This window comes from Dehalobacterium formicoaceticum (genome assembly GCF_002224645.1).
GTDB lineage: Bacteria > Bacillota > Dehalobacteriia > Dehalobacteriales > Dehalobacteriaceae > Dehalobacterium > Dehalobacterium formicoaceticum.
Genome location: NZ_CP022121.1, coordinates 3,221,429 through 3,246,971, shown reverse-complemented (window position 1 = coordinate 3,246,971; position 25,543 = coordinate 3,221,429). Strand labels below are relative to the sequence as shown.

General features: G+C 52.0%; 22 protein-coding genes and 1 pseudogene. 21 read left to right on the top strand and 2 right to left on the bottom strand.

Going from position 1 to position 25,543, the window contains the following annotated elements; genetic code table 11:
* Window positions 1-8 precede the first annotated feature (8 nt).
* Window positions 9-1,022 carry a hypothetical protein gene (locus tag CEQ75_RS18740; protein ID WP_198306568.1) on the top strand — a complete coding sequence of 338 codons (1,014 nt, stop codon included), beginning with the start codon at window positions 9-11 and terminating at the stop codon, window positions 1,020-1,022.
* Between the two features lie 378 nt (window positions 1,023-1,400).
* Here the strand turns inward: CEQ75_RS18740 and CEQ75_RS15795 are convergent.
* Window positions 1,401-2,264: pseudogene (locus CEQ75_RS15795) on the bottom strand (IS3 family transposase); the annotation flags it as partial.
* A 23-nt stretch (window positions 2,265-2,287) separates the two neighbouring features.
* Window positions 2,288-2,971, bottom strand: coding sequence for a helix-turn-helix domain-containing protein (locus CEQ75_RS15790; protein WP_089612046.1), 684 nt, complete (start codon window positions 2,969-2,971; stop codon window positions 2,288-2,290).
* A gap of 112 nt (window positions 2,972-3,083) precedes the next feature.
* Here CEQ75_RS15790 and CEQ75_RS15785 point away from each other — a divergent pair, with 112 nt between their 5' ends.
* The 20 genes from CEQ75_RS15785 to CEQ75_RS15685 all read left to right on the top strand — a co-directional run bounded on the left by CEQ75_RS15785 (window position 3,084) and on the right by CEQ75_RS15685 (window position 25,462).
* Window positions 3,084-3,908, top strand: a complete 825-nt coding sequence (locus CEQ75_RS15785; RefSeq protein WP_089612045.1) for a ParA family protein — start codon at window positions 3,084-3,086, stop codon at window positions 3,906-3,908.
* Window positions 3,859-4,800: a ParB/RepB/Spo0J family partition protein gene (locus CEQ75_RS15780; protein ID WP_089612044.1), complete on the top strand. Its 942-nt coding sequence runs from the start codon at window positions 3,859-3,861 to the stop codon at window positions 4,798-4,800. Before CEQ75_RS15785 ends, CEQ75_RS15780 begins: the two co-directional genes overlap by 50 nt.
* 85 nt (window positions 4,801-4,885) lie before the next feature.
* A complete protein-coding gene (locus CEQ75_RS18735) occupies window positions 4,886-5,059 on the top strand; it encodes a hypothetical protein (protein WP_198306566.1) in 174 nt (57 codons plus the stop codon).
* Window positions 5,060-5,247: 188 nt separating this feature from the next.
* Window positions 5,248-5,958 carry a Flp pilus assembly protein CpaB gene (gene cpaB / locus CEQ75_RS15775; protein WP_089612043.1) on the top strand — a complete coding sequence of 237 codons (711 nt, stop codon included), beginning with the start codon at window positions 5,248-5,250 and terminating at the stop codon, window positions 5,956-5,958.
* Window positions 5,948-6,685 (top strand): CpaE/TadZ family protein, encoded by a 738-nt coding sequence (locus tag CEQ75_RS15770; RefSeq protein ID WP_089612042.1) that lies wholly within the window; start codon window positions 5,948-5,950, stop codon window positions 6,683-6,685. Before cpaB ends, CEQ75_RS15770 begins: the two co-directional genes overlap by 11 nt.
* Window positions 6,682-8,082 carry an ATPase, T2SS/T4P/T4SS family gene (locus tag CEQ75_RS15765; RefSeq protein WP_089612041.1) on the top strand — a complete coding sequence of 467 codons (1,401 nt, stop codon included), beginning with the start codon at window positions 6,682-6,684 and terminating at the stop codon, window positions 8,080-8,082. Before CEQ75_RS15770 ends, CEQ75_RS15765 begins: the two co-directional genes overlap by 4 nt.
* Window positions 8,079-8,993: a hypothetical protein gene (locus CEQ75_RS15760; protein WP_089612040.1), complete on the top strand. Its 915-nt coding sequence runs from the start codon at window positions 8,079-8,081 to the stop codon at window positions 8,991-8,993. Before CEQ75_RS15765 ends, CEQ75_RS15760 begins: the two co-directional genes overlap by 4 nt.
* Before the next feature lie 16 nt (window positions 8,994-9,009).
* On the top strand, window positions 9,010-9,915 hold the full coding sequence (locus CEQ75_RS15755; RefSeq protein WP_242965272.1) for a hypothetical protein: 906 nt from the start codon (window positions 9,010-9,012) through the stop codon (window positions 9,913-9,915).
* A 103-nt stretch (window positions 9,916-10,018) separates the two neighbouring features.
* Window positions 10,019-10,216, top strand: coding sequence for a hypothetical protein (locus tag CEQ75_RS15750; RefSeq protein ID WP_089612039.1), 198 nt, complete (start codon window positions 10,019-10,021; stop codon window positions 10,214-10,216).
* Window positions 10,217-10,296: 80 nt separating this feature from the next.
* A complete protein-coding gene (locus CEQ75_RS15745) occupies window positions 10,297-10,506 on the top strand; it encodes a hypothetical protein (RefSeq protein ID WP_089612672.1) in 210 nt (69 codons plus the stop codon).
* Between the two features lie 47 nt (window positions 10,507-10,553).
* On the top strand, window positions 10,554-11,042 hold the full coding sequence (locus CEQ75_RS15740; RefSeq protein WP_089612038.1) for a DUF4320 family protein: 489 nt from the start codon (window positions 10,554-10,556) through the stop codon (window positions 11,040-11,042).
* Window positions 11,043-11,063: 21 nt separating this feature from the next.
* Window positions 11,064-11,432 (top strand): hypothetical protein, encoded by a 369-nt coding sequence (locus tag CEQ75_RS15735; protein WP_242965271.1) that lies wholly within the window; start codon window positions 11,064-11,066, stop codon window positions 11,430-11,432.
* Window positions 11,433-11,544: 112 nt separating this feature from the next.
* A complete protein-coding gene (locus tag CEQ75_RS15730) occupies window positions 11,545-14,658 on the top strand; it encodes a DUF8195 domain-containing protein (RefSeq protein WP_089612037.1) in 3,114 nt (1,037 codons plus the stop codon).
* The gene (locus CEQ75_RS15725) at window positions 14,636-15,073 is read left to right on the top strand and encodes a prepilin peptidase (RefSeq protein ID WP_242965270.1); all 438 of its coding nucleotides are present in this window, start codon (window positions 14,636-14,638) and stop codon (window positions 15,071-15,073) included. The genes CEQ75_RS15730 and CEQ75_RS15725 overlap by 23 nt, the downstream gene beginning before the upstream one ends.
* Window positions 15,074-15,254: 181 nt before the next feature.
* Entirely contained in the window at window positions 15,255-15,866 is a 612-nt protein-coding gene (locus tag CEQ75_RS15720) for a hypothetical protein (RefSeq protein ID WP_089612035.1), read from the top strand.
* Window positions 15,867-15,880: 14 nt separating this feature from the next.
* A complete protein-coding gene (locus CEQ75_RS15715) occupies window positions 15,881-16,204 on the top strand; it encodes a hypothetical protein (RefSeq protein ID WP_242965262.1) in 324 nt (107 codons plus the stop codon).
* 31 nt (window positions 16,205-16,235) lie between these two features.
* Window positions 16,236-16,502, top strand: coding sequence for a helix-turn-helix domain-containing protein (locus CEQ75_RS15710; protein ID WP_089612034.1), 267 nt, complete (start codon window positions 16,236-16,238; stop codon window positions 16,500-16,502).
* Between the two features lie 12 nt (window positions 16,503-16,514).
* Window positions 16,515-24,020 carry a helicase-related protein gene (locus CEQ75_RS19670; protein WP_157677504.1) on the top strand — a complete coding sequence of 2,502 codons (7,506 nt, stop codon included), beginning with the start codon at window positions 16,515-16,517 and terminating at the stop codon, window positions 24,018-24,020.
* An 81-nt stretch (window positions 24,021-24,101) separates the two neighbouring features.
* Window positions 24,102-24,431 (top strand): DUF6664 family protein, encoded by a 330-nt coding sequence (locus CEQ75_RS15690; protein ID WP_089612031.1) that lies wholly within the window; start codon window positions 24,102-24,104, stop codon window positions 24,429-24,431.
* A gap of 74 nt (window positions 24,432-24,505) precedes the next feature.
* Window positions 24,506-25,462: a DUF3991 and TOPRIM domain-containing protein gene (locus CEQ75_RS15685; RefSeq protein ID WP_089612030.1), complete on the top strand. Its 957-nt coding sequence runs from the start codon at window positions 24,506-24,508 to the stop codon at window positions 25,460-25,462.
* Window positions 25,463-25,543 lie beyond the last annotated feature (81 nt).

Here is a 25,543-nt window from a genome sequence, read left to right as displayed (position 1 = left end):
GTATTAAATTGGTCTCTCAAAGCGAAAAAGAGCCCAAGAAAACGACTTATGAGGATATAAAGGGACATCTTCATTTAAAATCGACAATTATTCAAAAAGAATTGATTTCTATTGATGAAGTGATCAATAAAATTATTGAGAGTTTTAAAGGTCGTGCATTGGAAGCAAAGTTGATCTTTCCCAGTGGCGAATATGAGCAAGAGAAACTTCCATCTATACAAGATATTAGAACCTTCATTGAAAAATCAATGAGAGATATTGGGGAGAATGGTTCATTCCTTACTTTAGAAAATGCCGATAAAATATATGGCCGTTTTAATGGATTACTTAGAAAAAAGCCGACTACTCCTGTATTGGAAAAGGCGGTAGATATTTTAGTTCCATTAAATACGGCAGATATGAAATCAGAAACTTCAAGATATGGGACTCTGATTAGAGATGTGTCGCTATTTTTCTCGGATAATTATAAAAATGAGATAGAAGAGGATGAACTGACTATTTTTGAAGCAGTGCGTCAAGAATTAAAAAAACGCCAAGATAACGAAATTAACAGGTATAATTTCAAAACACCAGTTAATGTAGTTTTTACCACCCTTGAACCTGAGAAAAAATTCGTAGAGCTATTGACCAGCGACGGATTTTCGCAACATATTGATACATGGATTAAATCAAGAGATAAAGGGTTCTACAGCATTGATTATCAAAAAAATAAGGGAAGTAAATTTAAAGCTTTTAATCCTGACTTTTTTATCAAGAAAGACAATAACATTATTGTCGTAGAAATTAAGTCAGACAATGATGATAGCCTTGAAAATAAAGCAAAAAACAGAGCAGCTAAAAGGCATTTTGAACTTCTAAATGCGGAACTTGAAAAACATAGGAAACCAGATCGGTATTATTTTACGTTCTTAAGTCCGGTAGATTATAATACGTTTGCCGATAATGTTAAGGATGGTAGAATATTTGAATTGAAATTCCGTAGTCATCTGGAAATATTGTTAGAGGATTGTGATGATGACTAACTGCCATAGCCAATAGCACCAGAACCATGCTTCGTTTTATTTTTGGCACTCAAATTTGGATGGTTAGAGTTTATTTGTAATACAGTCAAGGTTCTAAAATGTTCCTTATTTAACTTTGCAATAAAAGAGGTATTGAAAAAACCATGTTCGGCATGTTTATATGTATTATTTTATCCCAGTGGTGACATATGTAAAGTGTTCAAATTTTAGAATGAGTAATGATTGAGAGAATGTCGTTTTTTACACGGTGTTCTCTTTTCATATAAACTAAGAAAAAAAGCCGTTTGCTTTATTCTCATATGAACTGCTCCCTGTCAAGTAGACAGATGAAAAAATAAAGTCATTTTTCCTGGACTCCGTCAAAACGGGGTCCATTTTTTATGCTGCATTTTCGAACAACTGGCGGTAGGTCATCGGAGGCATTTTGTTCAGCTTCTTTTGCCTGCGTTCGTAGTTGTAGAAATATATGTAGCTCTCAACGGCTGCTACTAGACTGTCGTAATCCTTGAAATTGCCAAGGTAGTACATTTCGCATTTGAGAATGCCCCAAAAGCCTTCCATGGGTCCGTTGTCGATGCAGCGACCGACCCGCGACATGCTTTGTATCATTCCAGCCTTGTCCAATCTGGTCTTGAATTGCTTACTTGTATATTGATAACCCCGGTCACTATGAAATATCGGGTGGGCATCCGGGTATTTGGAAACAGCCAAATCAAAGGTTTCAAATACGAGCTGGTTATTGTTGCTACGGCCAATTGCGAAAGAGACAATACCTTTATCTTTGAGATCAAGGATTGCGCTCAAATACAGCTTTGCATTTTCTCCGTATTTGAATTCTGTCACATCGGTTAGCCACTTCTCGTTAAGATTTTCTGCCGTGAAATCACGGTTCAGAATGTTCTCCGCCGTAACTTCCGGCGTAGAACGCTGGTATTGCGGACGTTTCCTGCGGATGACCGCTTTTATTCCTACCAGTTGGGTAAGACGGTATATACGTTTGTAGTTGTAGTTGGTTTTGTATTTAGCGTTCAGTTCGTCTGTCAGTCTCCTGTATCCATATGTACCGTTGAATTCAGCGTAAAGATATCCAAGCTTGTGAAGAAGATCCTCGTTCTCACACTCACGGGTGCTCTTGTTGCGGTGGAGCCATTTGTAATAGGACGACCTGTTCAGGTCTAATATCCTGCAAATATTCCCTATTGGGTATGCTTCGTTTTCATGCAGCTCCTTTACAGACAAGTAAAAACTTTCCTGCCGAACGCCGCTTAGCCCCGCCTCCTTTCGATTTCCCGGACTTTTTTTAGCACAGCAATCTCCATTTCTTTTTGTTTGTTCTCGGCTTTGAGCATCTTGTTCTCCGCTCGAAGGCGCTCGACTTCAGTCATTTCCTCCAGCTGCTTGTGTTTCCCGCGCTTATCGATCAGCCCGTCTACGCCTTTTTCCTCATACTTGCCAACCCAGCTGTATATCTGCTGGTAGGACACCGCGTATTTCTCGATTGCCGCGCCATAGTCCTTGCCTTTAGCTATGCAGTAGCTGACAATTTCAATCCGCTCGTCTAACGTGGTGGTACGTCCTTTGGTCATATAGATTCCTCTCCCTGGGCCTCCGATAGCCCGAAACTCTTTATGACCATTATACAATGTTATCCAATCCTGGAGTTGCTTCTTACTGCGGATGCTATACCTTTTACATATCTCTACTTGGCTTCCTTCGCCCCGGAGATACGCTTCTGCTGCTACAGTTTTTAATTCTAGGCTGTATCTGTTGTTCATATGTCCAGTTGCCAGCCCTAATGGCCCCATGGCATCGTAATTTGCTATCCATTGCTGAAAGCTGGCTTGATGTACCCCATATTCATGCGCTATATTCTTCTGGCTTCCTTCCCCGCGATTGTATTTTTCTACTGCTTCCAATTTTTCTTCATAACTAACATATCTTTTTCCCATAAAAACTCCCCTTTGCGTAGTCCTGAATTTTTGTTATTTCAGGTGTCTACTCAAAGGGGAGCATATCAATATAAAGCAGACGGCTTCATTTACGTGAAAGGAGGAAATTTAAGTGTCAAAAGTAATCGCCCTTGCCAACCAGAAAGGCGGCACGGGCAAAACGACCACAACGGTCAACCTGGGTATCGGCCTTGCGACACAAGAAAAAAAGGTGTTACTGGTAGACGCGGATGCTCAAGGAAACCTGACAGACTCATTGGGTTATCGGGAACCGGACAATTTACCCGTTACGCTGGCTACTATCCTTACTAAGACAATGATGGAGGAACCGTATGGATCTGACGAGGGCATCCTTCGCCATTCGGAAGGTGTTGACCTCATGCCGGGAAACATCGAATTGTCCGCGATTGAGGTGTCACTCGTCAACACCATGAGCCGGGAAACGGTGTTGCGCAGCTACATCAACACCGTCAAAGACAAGTACGACTATGTACTGATCGACTGTATGCCGAGCTTAGGTATGATGACCATCAACGCCCTTGCTGCCGCAGACAGTGTTATCATTCCCGTTCAGGCACACTATTTGCCCGCCAAAGGAATGACGCAGCTCTTACAGACCATAGCCAGGGTAAGACGGCAAATCAATCCGAAGCTGACCATTGACGGCGTTTTGGTGACAATGGTGGATACCCGCACCAACTTTGCCAAGGACATTTCCTTTATCCTGCGCCGCGACTACGGTGACAAACTGCGCATTTTCCAAACGGAAATCCCCTTGTCTATCCGTGCGGCGGAAACCAGCGCCAGAGGAAAGAGTATTTACCTTCACGACCCTCACGGTCTGGCGGCAAAAGCCTATGAAGCCTTTACGAAGGAGGTACAGGACATTGGCGAAAAGCAGCGCAAGAGACAGCATCAAGCTGGCCTCAGTAGATGATCTTTTCACCACAGAGGAAAGCCGCGCCGAGGAACAGCGTGAAAAGGTGCTGGACATTCCCCTGTCTGAAATCAGCGACTTCCCAAACCATCCTTTTAAGGTAAAAGCGGATGAAGCCATGCTGGAAATGGCGGACAGCGTAAAGCAGTATGGCGTTTTGGTCCCCGGCCTCGTGCGGCCAAAAACAGGCGGCGGCTTTGAAATGGTGGCCGGGCACCGGCGCAAAAAGGCAAGCAAGCTTGCGGGATTGGAAACAATGCCCTGCATTGTCCGGGAACTGGACGATGATCAGGCCACCATTATTATGGTTGACAGCAACCTACAAAGGGAAAGCATCCTGCCAAGCGAGAAAGCTTTTGCCTATAAAATGAAGCTGGAAGCCATGAACAGGCAGGGACAAAGAACAGATTTAACTTGTTCCCAAGTTGGGAACAAGTTAGACGGTAAAAAATCAAGTGAAATTTTAGCAGAACAAATGGGCGAAAGTAAAAATCAGATTTTCCGCCATATTCGCCTTACCTCCTTGCTCCCCTCCATTCTTGAAATGGTAGACGAAAAGCAAATTGCCTTTAATCCTGCTGTGGAGCTTTCCTATTTGGCCGAAAAGGAACAGCAGGAGCTTTATGAAACCATGCAATCGGAAGACTGCACTCCGTCTTTGGCGCAGGCGCAACGGATGAAAAAGCTCAGTCAGGACGGGCGGCTGAGTGTGGACGTCATCTTTTCTATTCTCACTGAAGAAAAGCCCAATCAAAAGGAAAAATTCAATATCCAGCGTGAGCGCATCGACCGTTTTTTCCCTAGTAACTTTACCGAAAAACAAAAAGAGGACTTAATTGTTCAGTTGCTTGAAAGCTGGTACAAAAAGCGACAGCGGGAGCAGGAACGATAAATCGGTATTTGACCGCTACCTATAGCAATCCCCTCTTTAATGAATGAGGGTTTTTTTGTGCCTTCTTTTGAAAGGAGGTGCTTTCATGCACTTTACAGAAGGCCCTCTGCGCGCATACGAACGCTTAATGCAGGAAAAACCGGGACATGACCGCAAACCCGTTAAAGTGGCGGAGGAACGGGATTGCAAGTATTGTTTACACTTCGACGAGTATAAAGGAAAATGCGGCAAAAAAAAGTGTGTAACATTCCATGATTAAAAAAGTGGTTTTACCCCGAGGGTGGCTTACGAAAAGTGCAAATAGCGCCGCTTTTTCCTCATTCTCCTTCTCAATGCCTTTATCCCACTGAAAACTTACCAGCCGAAAAAAAAATTCTGCTCTTTTTCGGCTGGTAAAGCCTTCCTTTATCCTTATTTTTAAAAACTTGAAAGGAGGAACAAAACAATTTGAAGCTACTCAAGAATCGGATATTTTTAAGCGCCCTTTGCCTAATCCTGGCGGCGGGCGTTTCGTTTTTTCTGTTGCCTCGCTTTTACGAAAGCAAAAACGCGACCGCGACAGTGTTGCGGGCGGCAGCGGACATCCCAGCAGGGACGGAAATCCAGGACAAACACCTTGTTTCAGCGGAAGTCGGAAGCTATGGCCTGCCGGAGAATGTCATGAATGACAAGTCCCTGATTATTGGAAAAATCGCGCAGACGGACATTGCCAAGGGAGATTTTTTGTTTCCGCAAAAACTCGGCGGAACGGTTGCCAGCAAGCTGCTTGACCGCATTGCCGCAAACAATCAACGTTTGGTCACTATCAGCGTGCCCAGCATCGCGGCGGGATTATCCTCCCACCTAAGAAGCGGTGACATCGTAACGGTGGCCGTGTTTACGGACAAATCACCCAACGGGCAAAGCGCCTCTCCGCAGGTGATCATCTATTCCGAATTAAAAGAACTGGAGGTTTACAGCGCGGAGAATGCCCGCGCCCAGGATGCCGCCCAGGTCCGGAAGCAGCAGGCCGAAAGCCAGTCCTCCACCGGGGACCCCATCGTGAAAGCCGTGACATTGATCGTCACCGAAGCGCAAGCGGAAAGGCTTATCCAGGCCGAATACACCGGCAAACTGCACTTGGTCTTTGAGAAACGGGGTGTGAGCCATGAGCAGTAAAATCATCACCGTCTGGGGCGGCAACAACAGCGGAAAAAGCACCTTCGCGACCAACCTGGCTTACGCCCTTTCCGTCCGTGAGCGTCTGGTGGCCCTCATTTCTTCCAATTTGGTCTTCGGAGAGCTGCAAATCTTCTTCGGCCAGAATGTCCCCCCGGATAAGGGCATGTTCCGGGCACTAAGCGAAGACAACCCCAACATCGGGGAAAAATTCGTAGCGTCCGGAGAGAGCAAAAACCTGTTTTTCCTGTCCCCACCCAGCCGCTATACCGGCCTTCTCTGTGATACCGTGACCCTTGAGCAGGTGGAACAGATGATCAACGCCGCATCCGTGGTGTTCGACATTCTAATCATCGACGGAGCCGCGGAGCTGACAAACCCGGTGTCAGGCGTGGGCTTGTGGCTGGCGGAAACAATCTGCACCCTGCACCGGCCTTCCATTGCGGCGCAGATGTGGCATCAGGGCGTTGCCGATTTTGTGCGGGAGTTGCACATAGCGGAAAAGCAAATCCATATCCTGCAAGCTCCTAACGGCGAATTCGACGATCAGACCTACCGGGAGATGACCGGACTTTACTTTCCCTTTGAGCTGCCTTACGTCAAGCGAGCCAGCGAGCTGCAAAACGCTGGAACGCCCTTGTATTTCCACCGCGACCGGGCCTGCCGGTATTACGGCAAGGTGCTGGAACAGATTGCTGACGGAATCTGCGGAGGTGGCAAGCCATGAACAGCCGATTTTCCATCCATGACTTGATCTATCGCGCTAATAAGCGGCGTTCCGCCACTGAGGAAAGCAACCTGGAGGCGCGGGACTACGGCGAGATTTTAGACAAATTACAGCGCATTATCGCTCAAAACCATTCCACGGAGCTAGCCCAGGTCCTGTACTCCCAAGAAGCTGAAGCCAAGCTCAAAGACCTGATTATGCGCTACTTAGCCAGCGAACAATTGGTAGCTAAGGACGTGCGGAACATTTCCGAGCTGGTGGACGCGGTATATAACGATATGGCCTTTATGGGGCTTTTATCCCCCTATTTGCAGGACGACGATACCGAGGAAATCAATGTCAATGGCTATAGCGGCGTCTGGGTGCAGTACAAGGACAAAAAGGTGCGCCTGCCGGAAACCTTCGGCAGCCCGGAAGCCTGCGCCAACATCGTCAGGAAAATGAGCAGGTTTGGCGGCGTAATCCTTGATGGCTCGAAGCCTGTCGGGGACAGCTATATTTCACGGGGCGTCAGAATGTCGGGCGCAATAGAGCCCTGTGTTGACGCAAACGCCGGAGCCATCGCCTCCATCCGCAAGCAAAAGCCGTCTTTCATCACCAGGCAGAACCTGATTCGCTGGGGGACGGCGACGGCGGAGGAATTGGACTTTTTGACTATCTGTGTCAACAATGGCGTTTCCATAGCCATCGCCGGAGCCACCGGCAGCGGCAAAACGGCAGACATGGGCTATATCCTCAGTTCCGTAGCTCCCGCAAAGCGCATTGTCACCATCGAGGACACGCGGGAATTATCCCTGGCCAAGTACGATGAAAACGGCATTATGTCCAATGACGTGATTCACCTTTTGACAAAAGAAGCGCCAAATCCCGTCACCATGCTGGACTTATTAAAGCTGTCGCTACGGCTGCACCCGGAAATACTTGTCCCGGCGGAAATGCGCGGTTCGGAGGCCTTGACCGTGCAGGAGGCCGGGCGGACGGGGCACACCATTGTGAGCACCCTGCACGCCAACAGCGCCGGATCCGCTTACGACAGGATTTTAACCATGTGCCTGGAAGCCGGGACCTCACTGTCGGAGGAACGGTTGCTGCGCAATATCGTTGAAGCGTTTCCGATTATGGTTTTCAAACGGCAGCTCCCGGACAAATCCCGCAAATACATGGAGATTTTTGAAGCCACCGGCGTGCGGAATGGTGAAGTCACCGGCACCACCCTTTACCGCTATGCAGTGGACCACTATGAGCATGACAAAGCCGAAAGAATTGCCAAAGTAGCGGGAAGCCACCGGCGTTTGGGCAACATTTCCCCGGCGCTGGCCGAAAAGCTCTTAATAGGTGGCGTTCCGCAAAAGGAAATCCGCCGCTTTGCGGAAGGTGCGGAAGGAGGCTCCCCATGAACTCTATTCATCTATTCCTGATGCTTGTGTTCGGGCTTATTAGCTTTGCCCTGTTCCTTCTGCTAAACCTGAACCCTTTTGCGGTGGAGCAGAACCTGCTGAAAAAACGCCGCCTCTATCTCACAGGCGCAAAGCTGAAAACCGCCGAGCGAATCGCCATCCGCTTGCAAACCCTGTTCCGGCAGACCCGCTGCACGCGGAAGAAATTTCTCATGATGATGCTGGCAACGGCGGCAGGTGGTTTTCTGTCCGGAATGATGCTGTTTAACAGCCCGGACCTGGCGGCGGTAGCGGCGGCATGTCTGCTTCCCGTCCCCTACATCTTCCTGACCGTAAAAAGCGCGACGGTGGCGCGGGAGGAAATAGAAGGATTGGAGAACACAATGTCCGTCATTACCAACGCCTACGCCTCTTGCGACGATATTGTCAAAGCAATCGAGTTGTATGTTGAAGAAAAAAACCGTTACCTTCCAATCCATCTGAGAACCATCACGCCCTTTGACGAGTTTATTTCGGAAATAAAATACATCAATCCCAACATCGAACATGGATTGTACCGTTTGTCGGCAAAAATACGCAACCGCTATTTTGCCGAGTGGACCAAAATGCTTATTCTTTGTCATCACGACCGGCGGTTGAAATTCGCTTTGTTTCCTATAGTAAAGGCCATGAACGACGCCAAGTCCATGCAAGTGGAGAGCGACGGCATGATGGTACGCGTCTGGCGGGACTATTTATTGACCGCGGCCCTGATGTTCAGCGTGATTCCCCTCATGCGCTTCTCCAACGCCGAATGGTTTTCCATCCTAACCGCAACCGCCATCGGCAAGCTGCTGGTTGTCCTCATGCTGCTGACCGCCCTTGGCACGGCCTTTTACGTGCTGCGGGCGACGAAACCGGCCAACCGATAGCAAAGGAGGTTCACCGTTGTTTTACCAAATTGTCGTTTTCATCCTGCTGCTGGCGGCAGGATTTTTCATTTGCCGGGAGCTTTGGAAAATCCCCAGGGCCAGCATGAAGAAAAACCTGAGAAATTTGCAGACCCAAAAAGAGAAACCGGGCAAACGGCTGCTGAACCGCTTGGTCATGCCCCTGGTCAAGCCGGTTGCCCGGCTGATCCGGCTCGACCCCGTACAGGAAGCAAGGATGTTCTCCATGCTGCGGCGTGGGGGGCTGGGCCTCACACCCCAGGAATACCAGGCAAGGGCGCTTATCTGCGCCGCCTTCACCCTGCTGCTCCTGATTCCGCTTTTGCTCATCGGCGCGGCAAGCCTCACTCCGATCATTGTCATCTTCGCGGTGGTTGTCTATTTCCATTTTACGTCCGACCTGAAAGACCAACTGAAAGCGAAAAAGAAGCGCATTGAAATGGAAATGCCAAGTTTTATCCGCTCCATCCTGTACAAGCTGGACGACATGCGGGGAGACAGCCAAAAAACCGTCGTCCAGGCGGACCTGGTGCAAATCTTTGAAGATTATCTGCGCGTTGCCAGCGACGTGTTCTATGACGACATCTCCATTCTGGTCCTGGAGATGAAGTCCATCAGCATTGAAGCCGCGCTGCGCAACTTCAACGCGCGTCTCGGCCTGACCGATATTTCCTTTCTCGTCAACGCCCTCATCGGACTGCACCGGGGCGAGCGCCAAGGGGATGCCTTGGCCTATCTCGCCCGGGACATGGACCTCAAAGCCAGGGAAGCCCTCAAGACAAAACTGAATCTGCTGCCCCGCCGGGTCAAAATCGCATCTATACCGCTGGTGGCCGTGACCCTGGCTACCCTGCTCTACGTCATCGGCTCCCACATGACCCGATCAATGGGGGGCCTTTTTTAGCGCGCTGAAACGGGGAAAGCCCCTTTCAAATAACCATCTTCTAGGAGGTAGAGCATGTAAAAAAATGCGGACCCCCTCAATACCGAAGAAAGGAGGAAAATCCATGAGAAAAAGGATGACTACCGCTCTGGTGAAAGCCGGAAACGTGCTGGCAAAGCGCGACGGCGACCAAATGACCGGCTGGCTGATTGTGGTGCTGGTTGTCGTGGTGGTGGGCGCAATCTTCATGACCCTGTATCAGGGTTCCATCACCGACATCTGGAACAGTATCGTCACCAAAATTACCGGCCTTTTGAACTAATTGCCGCCAAAAGGCAGCGGCCCAAGGGGAGGCATTGCTTCCCTTTCCAACCAAATCTAACAAATATGGAGGTATTTATCATGATGACTGCTTTGAAAAACAAAATCAAAATGGCGGGCCTGAAAGCCCGGAACGTACTGGCAAACCCCTCCGGGGACCAAATGACCGGTTGGCTCATCGTGGTGCTCATTGTCGTGGTGGTGGGCGCGGTCTTTATGACCCTGTATCAAGGCTCCATCACCACTATCTGGAACAGTATCGTTGCCAAAATCACCAACCTGTTGAACTGATGAAAGGCGCAAAAAGCATATCCGCGGATGCGGGAGGTGCAAGAGCAATGAACAGACAGCACCGGGGCTTATGGGGGAGAGCTTCTCTCCCCCGGCCTTTTCCTAAGCTGCTTTTGAACCAAAAAGGCAGCAGTTATATCGATCTGATCATCAAGACCCTGGTAGTGATTACGCTTATGGCCACGGTAATCAGCTTTTTGGGCGTTTTCACGACCTATTTGAATTTGAATCACATGTGCCGCCGGGTTGTGCGCGTGGTTGAACTGGAGGGGCAAATAGCCGAACCCGCCTATGACGTGTTTTATCGGTTGAAGCAGCAAACCGGCCTGTCGCCGGAAATGACCGTCGAAGACGTGGCGTATTGCGATGAGCAAAACCAAAAAATCCAGTTAAGGGACACTTTCACCATCACAATGGCATACAGCCACGCCTTTACTCTTTTCAGGCCGTCCTTTACGGCCCCCATTCAAATCCATATTCCCATGCGCGTAAGTATCACCGGCATGTCGGAGAAATACTGGAAACTGCCCGAATAAGCGCCGGAAAGGAGGAAAGCCGTGGGCCATTTTAATCGAATGATGAACAACCGCAAAGGCGACGTTTTTTTGTTTATCCTGATCCTTGTCTTTTTCATTCTGACCCTTTCCGTAATGCTTATCGAATACTTCCGCATGGAAAGCCTGTATCAGCAGGTGGAATATGTTCTCCAGCGGGGCGTAAACAGCTCCGTGGAATACGCCATGCGGGACGATTACCGTCGGGACGGCTATTCCCGGATGGACAGCGCCCTGGCCCAAGAGATGCTGTACGCCTATTTCTACGAAAATATGGAGCTGGATTCTGGATTAAATAAGTATGCCGGGAATCAGTGGGTTTACCAGCTTGAAGTTGAGCGCATCGACGCCACCGACAGCCCCCCTGCCTGACGCTGACCGGGGCGCTGAAAACCCGCAGCGTTTTTAACTTTCTGAGCGGCACGATCCGGCTTCCCTTTACCATATCCAGCGTCAACATCCGCATTGAGGAAGGAGGTTCCCCATGATTAAAAAGCTCATCCTTGCCATTCCGCTTGTGCTGGTCTGCTGCCTGCTGATGTCGGCACAAGCCTTCGCCTTGTCGGAGAGCGACATGGCCATCAATATCGCTTCTCCCATAGACAGCCTGGCCAGTGAAAGCGGAGTGATCGCCGTGGAGCAATTCCCGGCCCGGATTTCTATAAATACCACGGCTAAAACCGGCAATCTTACAGAGGTTCGGCTGGAGTACGGCGGCCAAAGCCAAGCGATAACCCCAAACTATCCATTGACCATTGAAAACAAGGAGGCTTGCGGCCCTTATACTGTCACCGCCCAGACAGATGAAGGGGCCGTTCTTGTCGTTACGGCCAATGTGGTTTTCCAAGTCCCCGCCACATATGACACCCGCTACCGCACCATCGGCATGAACGTGAAAGAAATCTATGAGGGCGAAACGCTGCTGAAAGCCTTCCCGGAGCCGCAGCGCATTGATCTCGTCAGCGCCAACACTGTGGCCGACCATGAACAGGAGCGGATCGCCGCCTGGATCAACCGCTGTGACGGCGGGACCTACACTCTGAAAGGCAGCCTGGTAGTGGAAATCCACGGCCATGCTTCCGGCAAACTGTACGGAACCTATGACACGGACACCGATTTTGAACCGCTGACCACCCGCTACGGCTGGACGGCAAAGACGCTCGTCGCCTTTGAAACCATGCGGGACACGGCACTATCCTATCAAGCCCCGGTAAAGATTGATGTAGAAGCAACCTGGTGCGACGAAAATAAGCAGGAGATTTTCGGGAAGCTCACCGCCCAAGACAAAGGTGTGCCGGAACTTCTTTATCCTTATCAAACCACCTCTGTAACCTTTGCCAAAGACGATATTCCGCTGTCCCGCAACTTCATCTATTGCGGCCTTGAATGGGATTACACCCCGGAAACCGCCGAATACACCGATGGGGAAAGCAAAACGCAGACCGAAATCACGCAGAAAATCCACTACCAAATTCCTGCTGCTCAATTTTACTTTAAGTTCAAAGCATGTGAAGGAAACGATCTGTCGGTTGCCATCCGCGCCCCCGCCACAGTGAACCGGGGCGACAGCTATTCTTTTACCGTGATTTACCTGAACAGCGGAAGCAGTCCGGCCTATGACGTACCCCTAAAGGGTACGGTGGACGACGTAACCATTAAAGAAATACCGGTCACGCAGGACTTCCCGGCCAATACCAGCAAAGCCTATGAAGTGAAGCGCACGGCGGACACCGCCGCCGACGAAATCCGTCTCTGGACGCATATCGGCGTGCCCGAAGGCTTTATTGACGACGATCCTGATAACAACACAGCCACGGCTATTATCAAGGTGGTTGACCCCGCGCCGGAACCGACGCCCGGTGACAACGACACGCCCGACGAGCCGGACACGCCGGATAACCCCGGCAATCCTGGCAATCCCCCGGACGAACCGCCCGGCCTGAAGGAACCCTGCGACCTGGCGGCTGCCATTCTTGCGCCGCCGACCGTTTACGAATATGAAAAATACGCCTATACCGTAAGTTTCACCAATCATTCCGGCCGGGAGCTGAATGCTGTACCCCTGGAAGGGAAAAGCGATGAAAATACGCTGGTGGAAATTCCGCAAACAGCAGCCTTCCAGCCGGGAGAAACCAAGTCCTTTACGATTGAGGACACGGCGGGAAAGGCAGGCGAGATATATCATTTGTGGGCCAACGTGCAAGCGCCGGAGGGCTTTATTGACAGAAATCCTAGCAATAACACCGCCGTTTCAAGCGTCACGGTCGTGGCAAGACCTGCCGGCAGCCCGGAGGACCCGCATAACCCCCCGGACCCTGACAACCCGGATAATCCAGACGACCCGGACAATCCGAATAATCCAGATAACCCCGATAACCTACTGTGCGACGTATGGGTGAATCTGTCCTGGCCGCCCATAGCCTACCAGCAGGAGGAATACAGCTTCACCGTATACTTTGCCAATTCCACCGGCAAGGCCTTGACCGATGTGGTCCTGAATGCCGCCATCGACGGCAAGGCGGTTCCCGCCGTGCCCGCCACGGCCAATTTCAAAGCCTATGAAAAGAAATCCTTCCTTATCTCCGGCACGGCAGGCGAAAAAGGAACCAGCATCCGGCTTGCGGCGCAGGTGTCGCCGCCTACGGATTACACGGATACCAATATGGGCAACAACCAGGCGGCGGCGGAAATCATGGTGTTGGAGCGCCCCTATGATCTGGACGTGCAGCGCATTACGCCCGCCCAATATAAAGAAAACCAAACGGTGATCAGCACCATCCGGGTATCCAACCAAGGAAGCATGGATTTTACACCCGGCGAGAGAGTTTCCGTGCTGTTTCAAATTCCGGAGCTTTCGCTGCAAAAGCGCGTGGACGCGGTAGTCATGGAGCAAAATACCTGGAATACCGTGTCGGTCAAATGGGATACCCCTAGTGTGCAGGCCGATAAGGGCGTTACCCTGATTGCCATCATCAACCCCGATAAGATTTTGGATAATGAAACTTCTACAAGCAACAACACCTATACCCAATCGGCCGTCATCAAAAACGTAACCTATACGGAACCGGAGGAAAGCCGGACGCTGCCCGACCCGCCGCCAAGAAGCGAACAGCCCAGGGTGACATGGTGGGAGCAACGCTATGAAAACGGTCAATTTGTGTGGCGGCAGTTTTACGCGGAGCTGAAAGTTACCGCCGCATTGGACTACGACACCAAATCCCGCGGCTATCTTAAATCGGGTTATGGCTATGGCATCCTTGTCACCGCCACCGTGAATAGCAACTACGACAGGCCGGAACTGATTACCGCTCCACAAGTTGCAGAAATTTATCTGCCCGAGCACCGTTATGAAACCGCCATTCCCTTAGAGAAGGAAGGCGGCCAGTTTGTTTTCCAGGAGAACCCCTCCTCCCCCTTCCGATATAGGAGGCAGTACGTCCCCATCTGGTTCCCCGACGATAAGGACTACATCGCGCAGCTCCTTGTCACCGATGCTCATACTCCCGGCGGAACACTGTCCAAGTGGATTACCGGCGGGGCGCTGAAAATCTATGTGGTGGACAGCATGTACGACGATGATGTCACCACGGGAAATTGATATGCTGCCGCTTTGTTTTATCTCTCTCCTGTGGGCGGCTTTCATGGATTGGAAAAAGCGGATTATTCCCGATTGGACATGGATTTCCATCCTCCTGATCGGCGGCGTATCCGCTTTTTTGTTTCCAGAACCGGCTTGGCCCGAGCGGATTGCGGGATTGCTGCTGCCGGGTGTTTGCCTGCTCCTTCTGGCCGTAAAATACGGCGGCGTGGGGGGCGGCGATGTAAAGCTGACGGCGGCACTGGGTTTTTGCTTCGGCTTGAATGCGTTGGCGGCCATTCTCTTTTTTGCCCTGCTTCCCGCCTGCGTCTATGGGTTGGCGACCCGGCAGAGAAGCATCCCGTTGGCCGTCTTTTTGTGCATCGGCTTTTTTATGTATGCCGGTGCTCTTTTTATCTACGGACCAACCTGCTGATTGAATACAAGGAGGTGTTTTTGTGTGGAGTTGAAGACAATTTTAGCTGTCGTGCTTTGCCTGGTGATTATCGGCAGCGCGGTGTACCTGCATAGACGGAAAGAAAAATAACGGGCGTGCGGTGTGAAGGGGACGGATAATCGTCCCTTTTCCGCTGCCCCAAAGGAGCGTGAACATAAAAATGGCTGAAGAAAAACGCATGGTGAGCACCTATGAAGTCAAGCACGCCATCCATGTTGGCGATAAAGAGGTCCTTTTCTGTGCAGACAACAGCCGAACAATCGACTGCATCTACATGGTGTGCTATTGCACGTGGGATAATCCCTTGGGCATCGACCAATTTTCTGACCCTGTCGGAAGTGACGATTATTTGAAAATGATGACCGAGTTTACCAACCGGGTGCAGGCGCAGCTTGAGGCGGTCAAAGCGGAACGGGATAAAATTACCGTCCCGCTTTCGCCCTTCACACCGGAACATTGCACACCAAACAATTACGGCGAAAGCATTGAAAACAAGGTCGTGGTCATCAGGACGGAGCGCCTGCGCCCTGAATACCGCACCGCCGATAATCAGCTTGCGCTTACCGTGGGCGGCTTTGGCACTTATGCCAATGCCAGAGGCCGGGCGGTCTACACCGTTAATCTATACTCCGGCAAGGAATCCCGCTGGAATCGGGAGGACATCCTGGGCGTTCTGAAACCCGAATATCTGCCCGATTGGGCGAAGGAACAGCTAAAACACATACTGGCCGGGCAACAGGCCAAGCACAAAAAACAAGTACAAGAGCGTTAGGAGGTTCTAAGGATATGGAAAAGGAGATCAACGCCGGGTATGTCATTACTGACCGACTGGCCGTGGGCGATGCGGAATTTGTCATCGGATACAGCGAGAAAGCACCCGCGCAGTTTGTCACCTGGAAGTGCAGAAAGGGTGAAAAAGCATACTTTTGGGGCCACTACCTGGGGGACCGGCTGGCCGCCGTGGAGGATTTATGCAAGCGCGCCCTGGAGGAAATTGAGTATTTGCGCTCCCTCCAGCCCCAAAGAGGCACCGGGGATGAAAGGGAACGACTGAGCGAGCAAACGCAGAGCAAACCAATCCATAAGAAAAAGCACGAACCGGAACGGTAAGGCCCCGTGCTTTCAAGGAGGGAGGGAAAAGATGAACGATCTGACCAGATACAGGCTGTGCGCGGGCCTCCACGCCCCCGCGTCGGCCAAGCTCCTCTACTGCTACCTGCTGGATATGGCGGGAGGCCGCCACCACAGTGTGGTCATATCCATCAAAAACCTTGCCAAAAGCGTGGGGTTTTCCCGTTCGGCCACCAGCCGCAATCTGAACCGCTTGCGGCGGTTGGACATGATCGGCATTGTTCCCCGGTACTCCGAGGACGGCGGCAGGCTGTCCAACCAATATACATTAAAATAAGGAGGGATTTCATTGGCAACCAAGCTGCAACTGATCACCGAGCTTTCCGAAAGGACGGCCCGCAGCGTCACCAGAAGCCATGCCAACTGGATTTCCTTCCTGAAAACCGCGGCCTGGAGTTACAAATATCCGTTTCAGGATCAGCTTTTGATTTACGTACAGCGGCCCGACACGACGGCCTGCGCTTCCATTGAAGTGTGGAACGAAAAACTGGGACGCTGGGTAAACAAAGGTGCAAAAGGCATTGCCCTCATTGACGACAGCGGAGGCCGGTTAAGGCTCCGCCATGTGTTTGACGTAAGCGACACCAACAGCCGCTACAACCGTCCCGTCCCACTGTGGGAAATGCGGGACGGATACGCCGAAGCGGTGACAGAATCCCTGGAAAACACATTCGGGGAATTAGACGAAAAAAGCAGCCTGCCCTATGCCTTGCTCAGTGCCGCCGTAAACGCGGTGGACGACAATTTCACGGATTACCTGCCGGAGCTGCTTTCTTTCCGGGAAGGCAGTTTTTTGGAAGAATTGGATGATCTGAACGCCGAGGTGTTTTTCAAGGACGCGCTGAAAAGCTCCGTGGCCTACATGCTTTTAACCCGCTGCGGTTGCAATGCCGACCAGTATCTGCGTTTTGAGGATTTTCAGAGCGTTCCTAACTTCAACACCCTCGACACCGTTTCCCGCTTGGGCGCGGCCACCAGCGACATAGCCGAAATGCTCCTGCGGGAAATCGAGGCCACAGTCAAGGACATGCAAAAAGCGGAGCGAAACCAAAGCCGCACCTTTGCCAAAAATCGAGGAGCGGCGCACAATAAAAGCGTAAAGCAAATTGACGAAAGGAGCGGTGAGCATGGAACTGACCTACACGCAGCAGGGCGATTATCTGATACCCGACCTGACCCTGCCGGAAGAACAAACACACATCGGCAAATATGGGATGTTGCGCAGAACATACCTGAAAAACCACCGGAAAGGAATGTACGCCAGCCTGATGCTGTCGGGGGGCCTGCACAGCCACCTGGCGGAGATCGACCGGACGGCGAGGGAGCGCGTCGAGCGGATCACGGCACAACTCCTGGAAAAGAGCCCCGCGCCGGACAAGGCGAGCGAACAGATGGCCTGGACGGGCCACATGAACAGCCTCAAGCACCAGGCGGAGGAAACCGTACTGGCGGAACTTATTTACAGCTAACCCTGCTGCCAACCGAGGAACAGCAAATAGCGGCCATAGAACAGGCGGAGGACGAGAAATCCTCCGCTTTTTTTATCCCCCAGGAAGCCATTGACGCGGTTTTGCAGCAAGGAAGCGGTGTCCAGGACGGCAAGTACCGGATTTATCTGCACTTCCAGCAAAACGCCTCCGCGAAAGAAAACGCCGATTTTCTAAAAAATGAATACGGCACCGGCGGGCGGACGCCTGTCCTGATCGGCACGAACATCAACGAATGGCACGACGGCAAAGGCATTACTCTCACCAGCGGAAAGCTCACCGGGCCGGATGCGAAAATCCTTCTACTCTGGAAAAAGGTACAAAAGCGAATCGGTGAGCTAATTGCCGCCGACCGTTATTTGAACAACAAAGAAAAGGAACATCTCCCCGCCTACCAACAGCAGATGGAGGAACGCAGCCAGCAGCTTGCCGAGGAAGCCCACGCCCGGGAAATCCTGAACCGAGAGCCTCCCCCCGCCACACCGGAGCCGCCAGCACGGGAAAATACGCAGTATGCTTTTTCTCTTGGCGACACCGTTTATCTTGGCGCGGATGAATATGAGATTTTTTCCTTTGACGACAGCACCGTGCATCTGCGGGACATAAGCTTCCCGCTGTTCGGCAAGGAACTTGCGCGGAGCGACTTTGAGCGGATGCTGCGGGAAAACCCGCTCAACGACCATCTTATAACAGCCGGGGAAGCTCCGGAGCAACCAGCCGAAGAAAAAACGGAAAAACCGTTAGCCCGCACGCTGTACCTGGAATATCTGCCCCAGGTTATCGACAGGGTGCGAAAAGATGAGATATATCCCTACCTGCGGGACAGGGACACCGACCCGGACAGCGCCAAACAGGAATTAGATAGAGCCCTTGACAGCATCATTCTTTCCATGCGGGAGGAACACCCGGACTTTTACGAAGCCTACGCCACCCTGCCGCAGTTTCGGGAATGGCTCCAGGAGGACGTGTTCCAGCGGACCTACCAGGATTACCTGACGGAACCCCGCGACCTGGTGACCATCCACGCCGACGACCCCGACGCGCCGGAGTGGGCGCGGCAAACCGACGATATTACCGTCACCCACCAGGGGCATACCGTCACTATCGACAGCAGCCGCGAGGGCGAAAAATCCGATGTGGAATTGGACCCGGAGCTGCCGAAGGCTCAAGCCGGGGAAACGGAAAAGCAACCAGCCGAAAAAGAAATAGCCGTGGGCCTAGAATTGTCCATCGACGGCCGCCGCTTTTCCATTGACACGATTGACGAGGAAGCCGGAACGGTCAGCCTGCGGGACATCACCTTCCAAAACGGCGTGGGCTTCCCCATCTTCCGCCGGGAGAGGGTTGGCTTCGTGCGCGGCATTTTGAAGCAGCAGACGGGACCCGTCTGGCAAAAGGTACAGGGCGGCGAAGTAACCAAAGTCCGCCTTGACCTTGTGCCGGAAAAACCGAAGCAGCCCCGCGTCAATTTCCATATCACCGACGATGAATTGGGGCACGGCGGCCAAAAGACCAAATACGGCTGGAATGTTGCGGCCATCCGTCTGCTCAACCAACTGGAGAAAGAAAACCGGCTGGCCACCCCGGAAGAACAGGAGTTCTTGGCAAAGTATGTCGGATGGGGCGGCCTGCCGCAAGCCTTTGACGAAGCCAACCTCCAGTGGGCAAAGGAATACGGTGAACTGAAGGAATTGCTGGACGAGGACGAATACAATTCCGCGCGGGCTTCCACCTTAAACGCCCACTACACGTCGCCCACTGTTATTAAAGCGATTTACACCTGTTTGGAAAACATGGGCTTTCAGACCGGCAACATTCTGGAGCCTTCCTGCGGCATCGGCAACTTCTTCGGCCTGGTGCCGGAGAGCATGAAAAACTCCAAGCTCTACGGCGTGGAGCTGGACGGCATCACAGGCCGGATCGCCAGGCAGCTCTATCAAAATGCCAACATCGCCGTCCAGGGCTTTGAGGAAACTAATCTGCCCGACAGCTTCTTCGACTTGGCCGTCGGCAACGTGCCTTTCGGCAACTATGGCGTAGCTGACAAAAAATATGACAAGCATCATTTCCTCATCCATGACTATTTCTTCGCCAAGACCTTAGATAAGGTACGTCCGGGCGGCATAGTGGCATTTATTACAAGCAGCGGTACGCTGGATAAGCAAAATCCTGAAATCCGAAAGTACATCGCGCAGCGGGCGGAGTTTTTGGGCGCTGTAAGGCTCCCGAACAACGCATTTTTGAAAAACGCCGGCACAGAGGTCGTGGCGGACATCATCTTCCTGCAAAGGCGCGACCGTGTGATAGACATTGAGCCTGATTGGGTGCATCTCGACAAAACCCCCGAAGGTTTCACCGTCAACAGCTATTTCATCCAAAATCCCGATATGATTTTGGGACAACTCACTGAGGAAAATACACAATACGGACGGCAGGAATGTACGTGCCTGCCCCATGAGGACGCCGATCTTGCCGAGCTTCTCCGCGAGGCGCTGGAAAACATCCATGCGGAAATCACCGAGTATGAAATCGACGACATCAGCGAAGATGCGGATACTTCCATCCCGGCAGACCCCAGCGTCCGTAATTTCAGCTATTGCCTGGTGGACGGCCAAATCTACTTCCGGGAAAACAGCCGGATGAACCGGTTGGAAACCTCCGTCACGGCCCAGGGCCGCATCAAGGGCATGATCGGGCTGCGGGACTGCGTCCGCGGCCTGATTGAATACCAGACCGAGGATTACGGCGACGAGGCCATTTTGCAGCAGCAGCGCAAGCTGAACCGTCTATATGACGCCTTTACCGCCAAATACGGCCTGATCAACAGCCGGGGCAACAGCATGGCTTTTTCGGATGACAGCGCCTATTGCCTGCTCTGTTCTTTGGAGGTGCTGGACGAAAACGGCGAGATGGAGCGTAAGGCGGACATGTTCAGCAAGCGCACCATCCGGCAGCGCGCCACCGTTACCCATGTGGATACCGCCGCGGAAGCCCTGGCCATTTCCATCGCGGAAAAAGCCTGCGTGGACTTAGGTCTCATGCAATCATTGACTGGATTATCCGAAGAACAGCTTGCCAACGACCTGCAGGGCGTGATCTTCCGCGACTTCGGGAAGGCGGAGCCGGAAAACGCCCCCCGCGCCTTTTTCCATGTGGAATCTTTCCCCTATGTCACGGCGGACGCTTACCTGTCCGGCAATGTACGGGAAAAGCTCAAGCAGGTGCAGGAACTGGCCAAAATCCTGCCCCCCGAACAGACGGAAAAGATCGCGGTCAACATCAAGGCGCTGGAAGCGGTGCAGCCGAAAGACCTTTCCGCTTCTGAAATCGACGTGCGTTTGGGTGCGACCTGGCTGCCCCCAGATGTGGTCAAGGAATTTATGTTTGAACTATTGGAAACGCCGTATATGTACCAGCGGTATATCGACGTGCTGTATTCCAATTATACCGCCAACTGGAACGTCAAGGGCAAGAATGACGACCGCAGCGACAACATCAAGGCCAACGTCACCTACGGCACCAAACGCATCAATGCCTACAAGATCATCGAGGAAACATTGAATCTCAAAGACGTGCGCATCTTTGATACGGTCTACGAGGATAACGTTGAAAAGCGGGTTCTGAACAAAAAGGAAACCGCCATCGCCCAGCAGAAGCAGGAGGCCATTAAGGAAGCGTTCCGGGATTGGATATGGAAAGACCCCCAGCGCCGGGAACGGCTGACAAGAATCTACAACGACCGCTTCAACGCCATCCGTCCTCGCGAATACGACGGCAGCCATATCCGCTTTACCGGCATGAACCCGGAAATTACCCTGCGCCAGCATCAGGTGGACGCGGTGGCTCATATCCTTTACGGCGGGAATACCCTTTTGGCCCATTGCGTCGGTGGGGGAAAAACCTACGAGATGGCGGCGGCGGCAATGGAAGGCAAGCATTTGGGGCTGTGCAACAAAAGCATGTTCGTCGTGCCCAACCATCTGACCGAGCAATGGGCCGGAGAGTTTTTGCAGCTTTATCCTTCCGCCAATATCCTTGTGGCCACCAAAAAGGACTTTGAAACCAAGAACCGCAAGAAGTTTTGCGCCCGCATCGCCACCGGCGACTACGACGCGGTGATCATCGGGCATAGCCAGTTCGAGAAAATCCCCATTTCCGCAGAGCGTCAAAAGCGCCAATTGCAGGAGCAAATATGGGAAATCACCGATGGCATACAGGAAATCAAGACGGCTAAAGGGGAACGCTACGCCATCAAGCAGCTTGAAAAGACCAAAAAGACCCTGGAATTAAAGCTGAAAAAGCTCAACGACACCAGCCGCAAAGACGATGTTGTGACCTTCGAGGAATTGGGCGTTGACCGGTTGTTCGTGGATGAAGCGGACTTTTACAAAAACCTGTTTCTCTACACCAAGATGAGGAACGTGGCGGGCCTGGCCCAGACCGAGGCACAGAAATCCAGCGACCTGTTTGCCAAATGCCGCTACCTGGACGAACTGACGGAAGGCCGCGGCATCGTCTTTGCCACGGGGACGCCCATTTCCAACTCCATGACCGAGATGTACACCATGCAGCGGTATCTGCAATATGAAACCCTGCGGCGAAACGGCTTACAGCATTTCGACTGCTGGGCCTCCACCTTCGGGGAAACCGTGACCGCCATCGAACTTGCGCCGGAGGGCACGGGCTACCGGGCCAAAACACGTTTTGCCCGGTTTTACAATCTGCCTGAACTCATGAGCATGTTTAAAGAGGTAGCGGACATCAAAACGGCGGATATGCTGGACCTCCCCGTACCCAAAGCCAATTATCACAACGTGGCTGTCAAGCCCAGCGAGTTTCAGCAGGACATGGTGGCCGAGCTTGGCGAGCGCGCCGAAAGGGTGCGCAACCGGATGGTGGAGCCACACGAAGACAACATGCTGAAAATTACCAACGACGGCCGCAAGCTGGCCCTTGACCAGCGCCTGGCCAACCCCATGCTGCCCGATCATGAAGAAAGCAAGGTGAACGCCTGCGTGGATAATATCTTTCGCTTCTGGCGGGATCACCGCGATAAAAAGCTGACGCAGCTTGTGTTCTGCGACCTGTCCACCCCCAAGAACGACGGGAATTTCAACGTCTACGACGATGTGCGCCAAAAGCTCATAGCGCGCGGCGTTCCCGCCGACGAGGTGGCTTTCATCCATGAGGCCAACACGGAAACCCGCAAAAAGGAGTTGTTTGCCAGGGTGCGCACGGGACAGGTACGCGCCCTGTTGGGCTCCACCTTTAAGATGGGCGCGGGCACCAATGTCCAGGACCGCCTGGTTGCGCTCCACGATCTGGACTGCCCCTGGCGGCCAAGGGATTTGGAGCAGCGCAGCGGCAGGATTGTCCGGCAAGGCAACAAAAACGACGAGGTACACATCTTCCGGTATGTCACGGAAAACACTTTTGACGCTTATTTGTATCAGATATTGGAGAACAAGCAACGGTTTATCAGCCAGATTATGACCAGCAAATCCCCCGTGAGAAGCGCCGAGGACATTGACGAAACGTCGCTTTCCTACGCAGAAGTCAAGGCGCTGGCGACGGGCAACCCGCTCATCAAGGAGAAGATGGATTTAGACATCCAAGTTTCCAAGTTGAAGCTCCTAAAAGCCAACCATCTAAGCCAGCGGTATGCACTGGAGGACAGATTGCTCAAGCATTTACCAAAGCAGATCAAATCCACTGAGGAACGCATTGCGGGCTATGAGAAGGACATTGCCCTGTATGAAAAGTGCAGCACAAAGGAACCCGCCGGGGAGAAGGCCGAGGAAAGCAAATTCGCGGGCATGACGGTCAAAGACATCACCTACACCGAAAAGGCCAAGGCGGGGACGGCCATCCTGGAAGCCTGCAAAGCCATGACTTCGCCGGAGCCGCGGGAGTTGGGCAGCTACATGGGCTTTCCAATGCTGTTTTCCTTCGACAGCTTCAACAAGCAGTATCAGATCACCTTGCGGGGGGCTCTCAGCCATACGGTGTCATTGGGTACGGACGTTCACGGTAACATCACCAGACTCAACAACGTCCTGGCCGATATACCATTGGAACTGGAATATTGCCGGGAACAGCTAAAAACCCTCCGCCAACAGATGGAAACGGCCAAGAAAGAAATTGACGTCCCCTTTGAGAAGGAGCAGGAGCTGCAAAGCAAATCTGCACGGCTGCATGAACTGAACATCCTGCTGAATATGGACAAGGCGGAAAACGAAATCATGGACGACCAACCGGACGAGGACCTGGATATCCCCGAAAAAAAGGCCGTGGGCTATGAACGGTAATGGCTGAATCCGCTTTAGCAGTTTTGACTTTCTATTTTCCCAGGATTACAGTTAAACAAAAAACCAGGAAGGAGGCGCGGGATGAACGAACCTTTTATATTCCAGACCCTGCCGGAACGGATTACGGCGTTATTCCCCGAAATTGACAGCGATACCGTCATTGACCTGCTGCACAACAATGACGAGTATGGACAACTCCATCAAAGAAAAAAGGCACTCATAGAGCAGTCCCCTTTCATTCCGGCTGTCCTAGAGGGTGAAGGGCCAATTGCTCTAAGCGCGGAAGAACATAAAAGCCTTACGGACTATCTGGAGATAGCGACCCGCATGGAGGACATGGAGCGTATGCAGCTTTATTTTCGCGGGCATACGGACGGATTTTCCTATCTTAAAAAAATCGGCGCAATATAGCCGTGCCTGCAAAATTTTCATGAGAAAGCATCGGAGTACCATCCGGTGCTTTTTCACGTTCGGAGGTGATAGATATGCCCTATGTGGCCCCGGAACAGATCGAGCGCGCAAAACAGATGGATCTGCTGACTTATTTACAGCACTACGAACCGCAGGAACTGGTTCCCTTTTCCGGCAACGTCTATACCACCCGCAGCCATGACAGCCTGAAAATTTCCAACGGGAAATGGAACTGGTGGTCCCGCGGCATCGGCGGGCGCTCCGCCCTGGATTATCTTATCAAGGTGCGGGGAATGACGCTCCCCGAAGCAGTGCTTCGGATAGACGGACAGGCGGCCATCGCGCCGCCTATTCCGTCAAAGGCACGAGAACCCGCCGAGCCAAGAAAGCTGCTTTTGCCGGAGAAAAATGAAAACAATGACCGCGTGATTGCCTATCTCACCGGGCGCGGCATACACAGCACCTTGATTGATTACTGCATCCAAACCGGAAGACTGTATGAAAGCCGCTACCGGCACAACGCGGTCTTTGTCGGCTTCGACCGGCAAGGCCTTCCCCGCTACGGTACGCTCCGGGGCACATCCGGCAGCCGGTTTATGGGGGACGTAAGCGGCAGCGACAAGCACTTTTCCTTCTCCATTCCGGCAAGGAATAATTCCACAAAGCTGCATTTGTTTGAAAGCGCCATTGACCTTTTGTCCTACGGCACATTAGAGCTGCTTTCCGGCAGGGATTGGCGGCGAGAAAACTGCCTCTCCCTGGCGGGTATTTACCAGCCGAAAAAAAATATTGAGGAAAGTACCCCGCCCGCCGCTTTGATGCAGTACCTCAAGGATTACCCGCAAATAACTGAAATTGCCCTGCATCTGGACAGCGACGCACCGGGAAGGCTGGCGGCGGAGACCATCAAGGCTCTCCTTCCCTTCACCTACGCCATTACCGACGAGCCGTCCCAACGCGGGAAGGATTACAACGACTATTTGAAAATAACGTTGGGGATAAGAAGGCCGCAGGAAATTGAAAGGCTTTAACCGCTTTAACGAAATTGCTGGTTGATTCCATAGCATGAAGGAATTATAATATGGTTAGAATTTTACTATAAGGAGTTGATG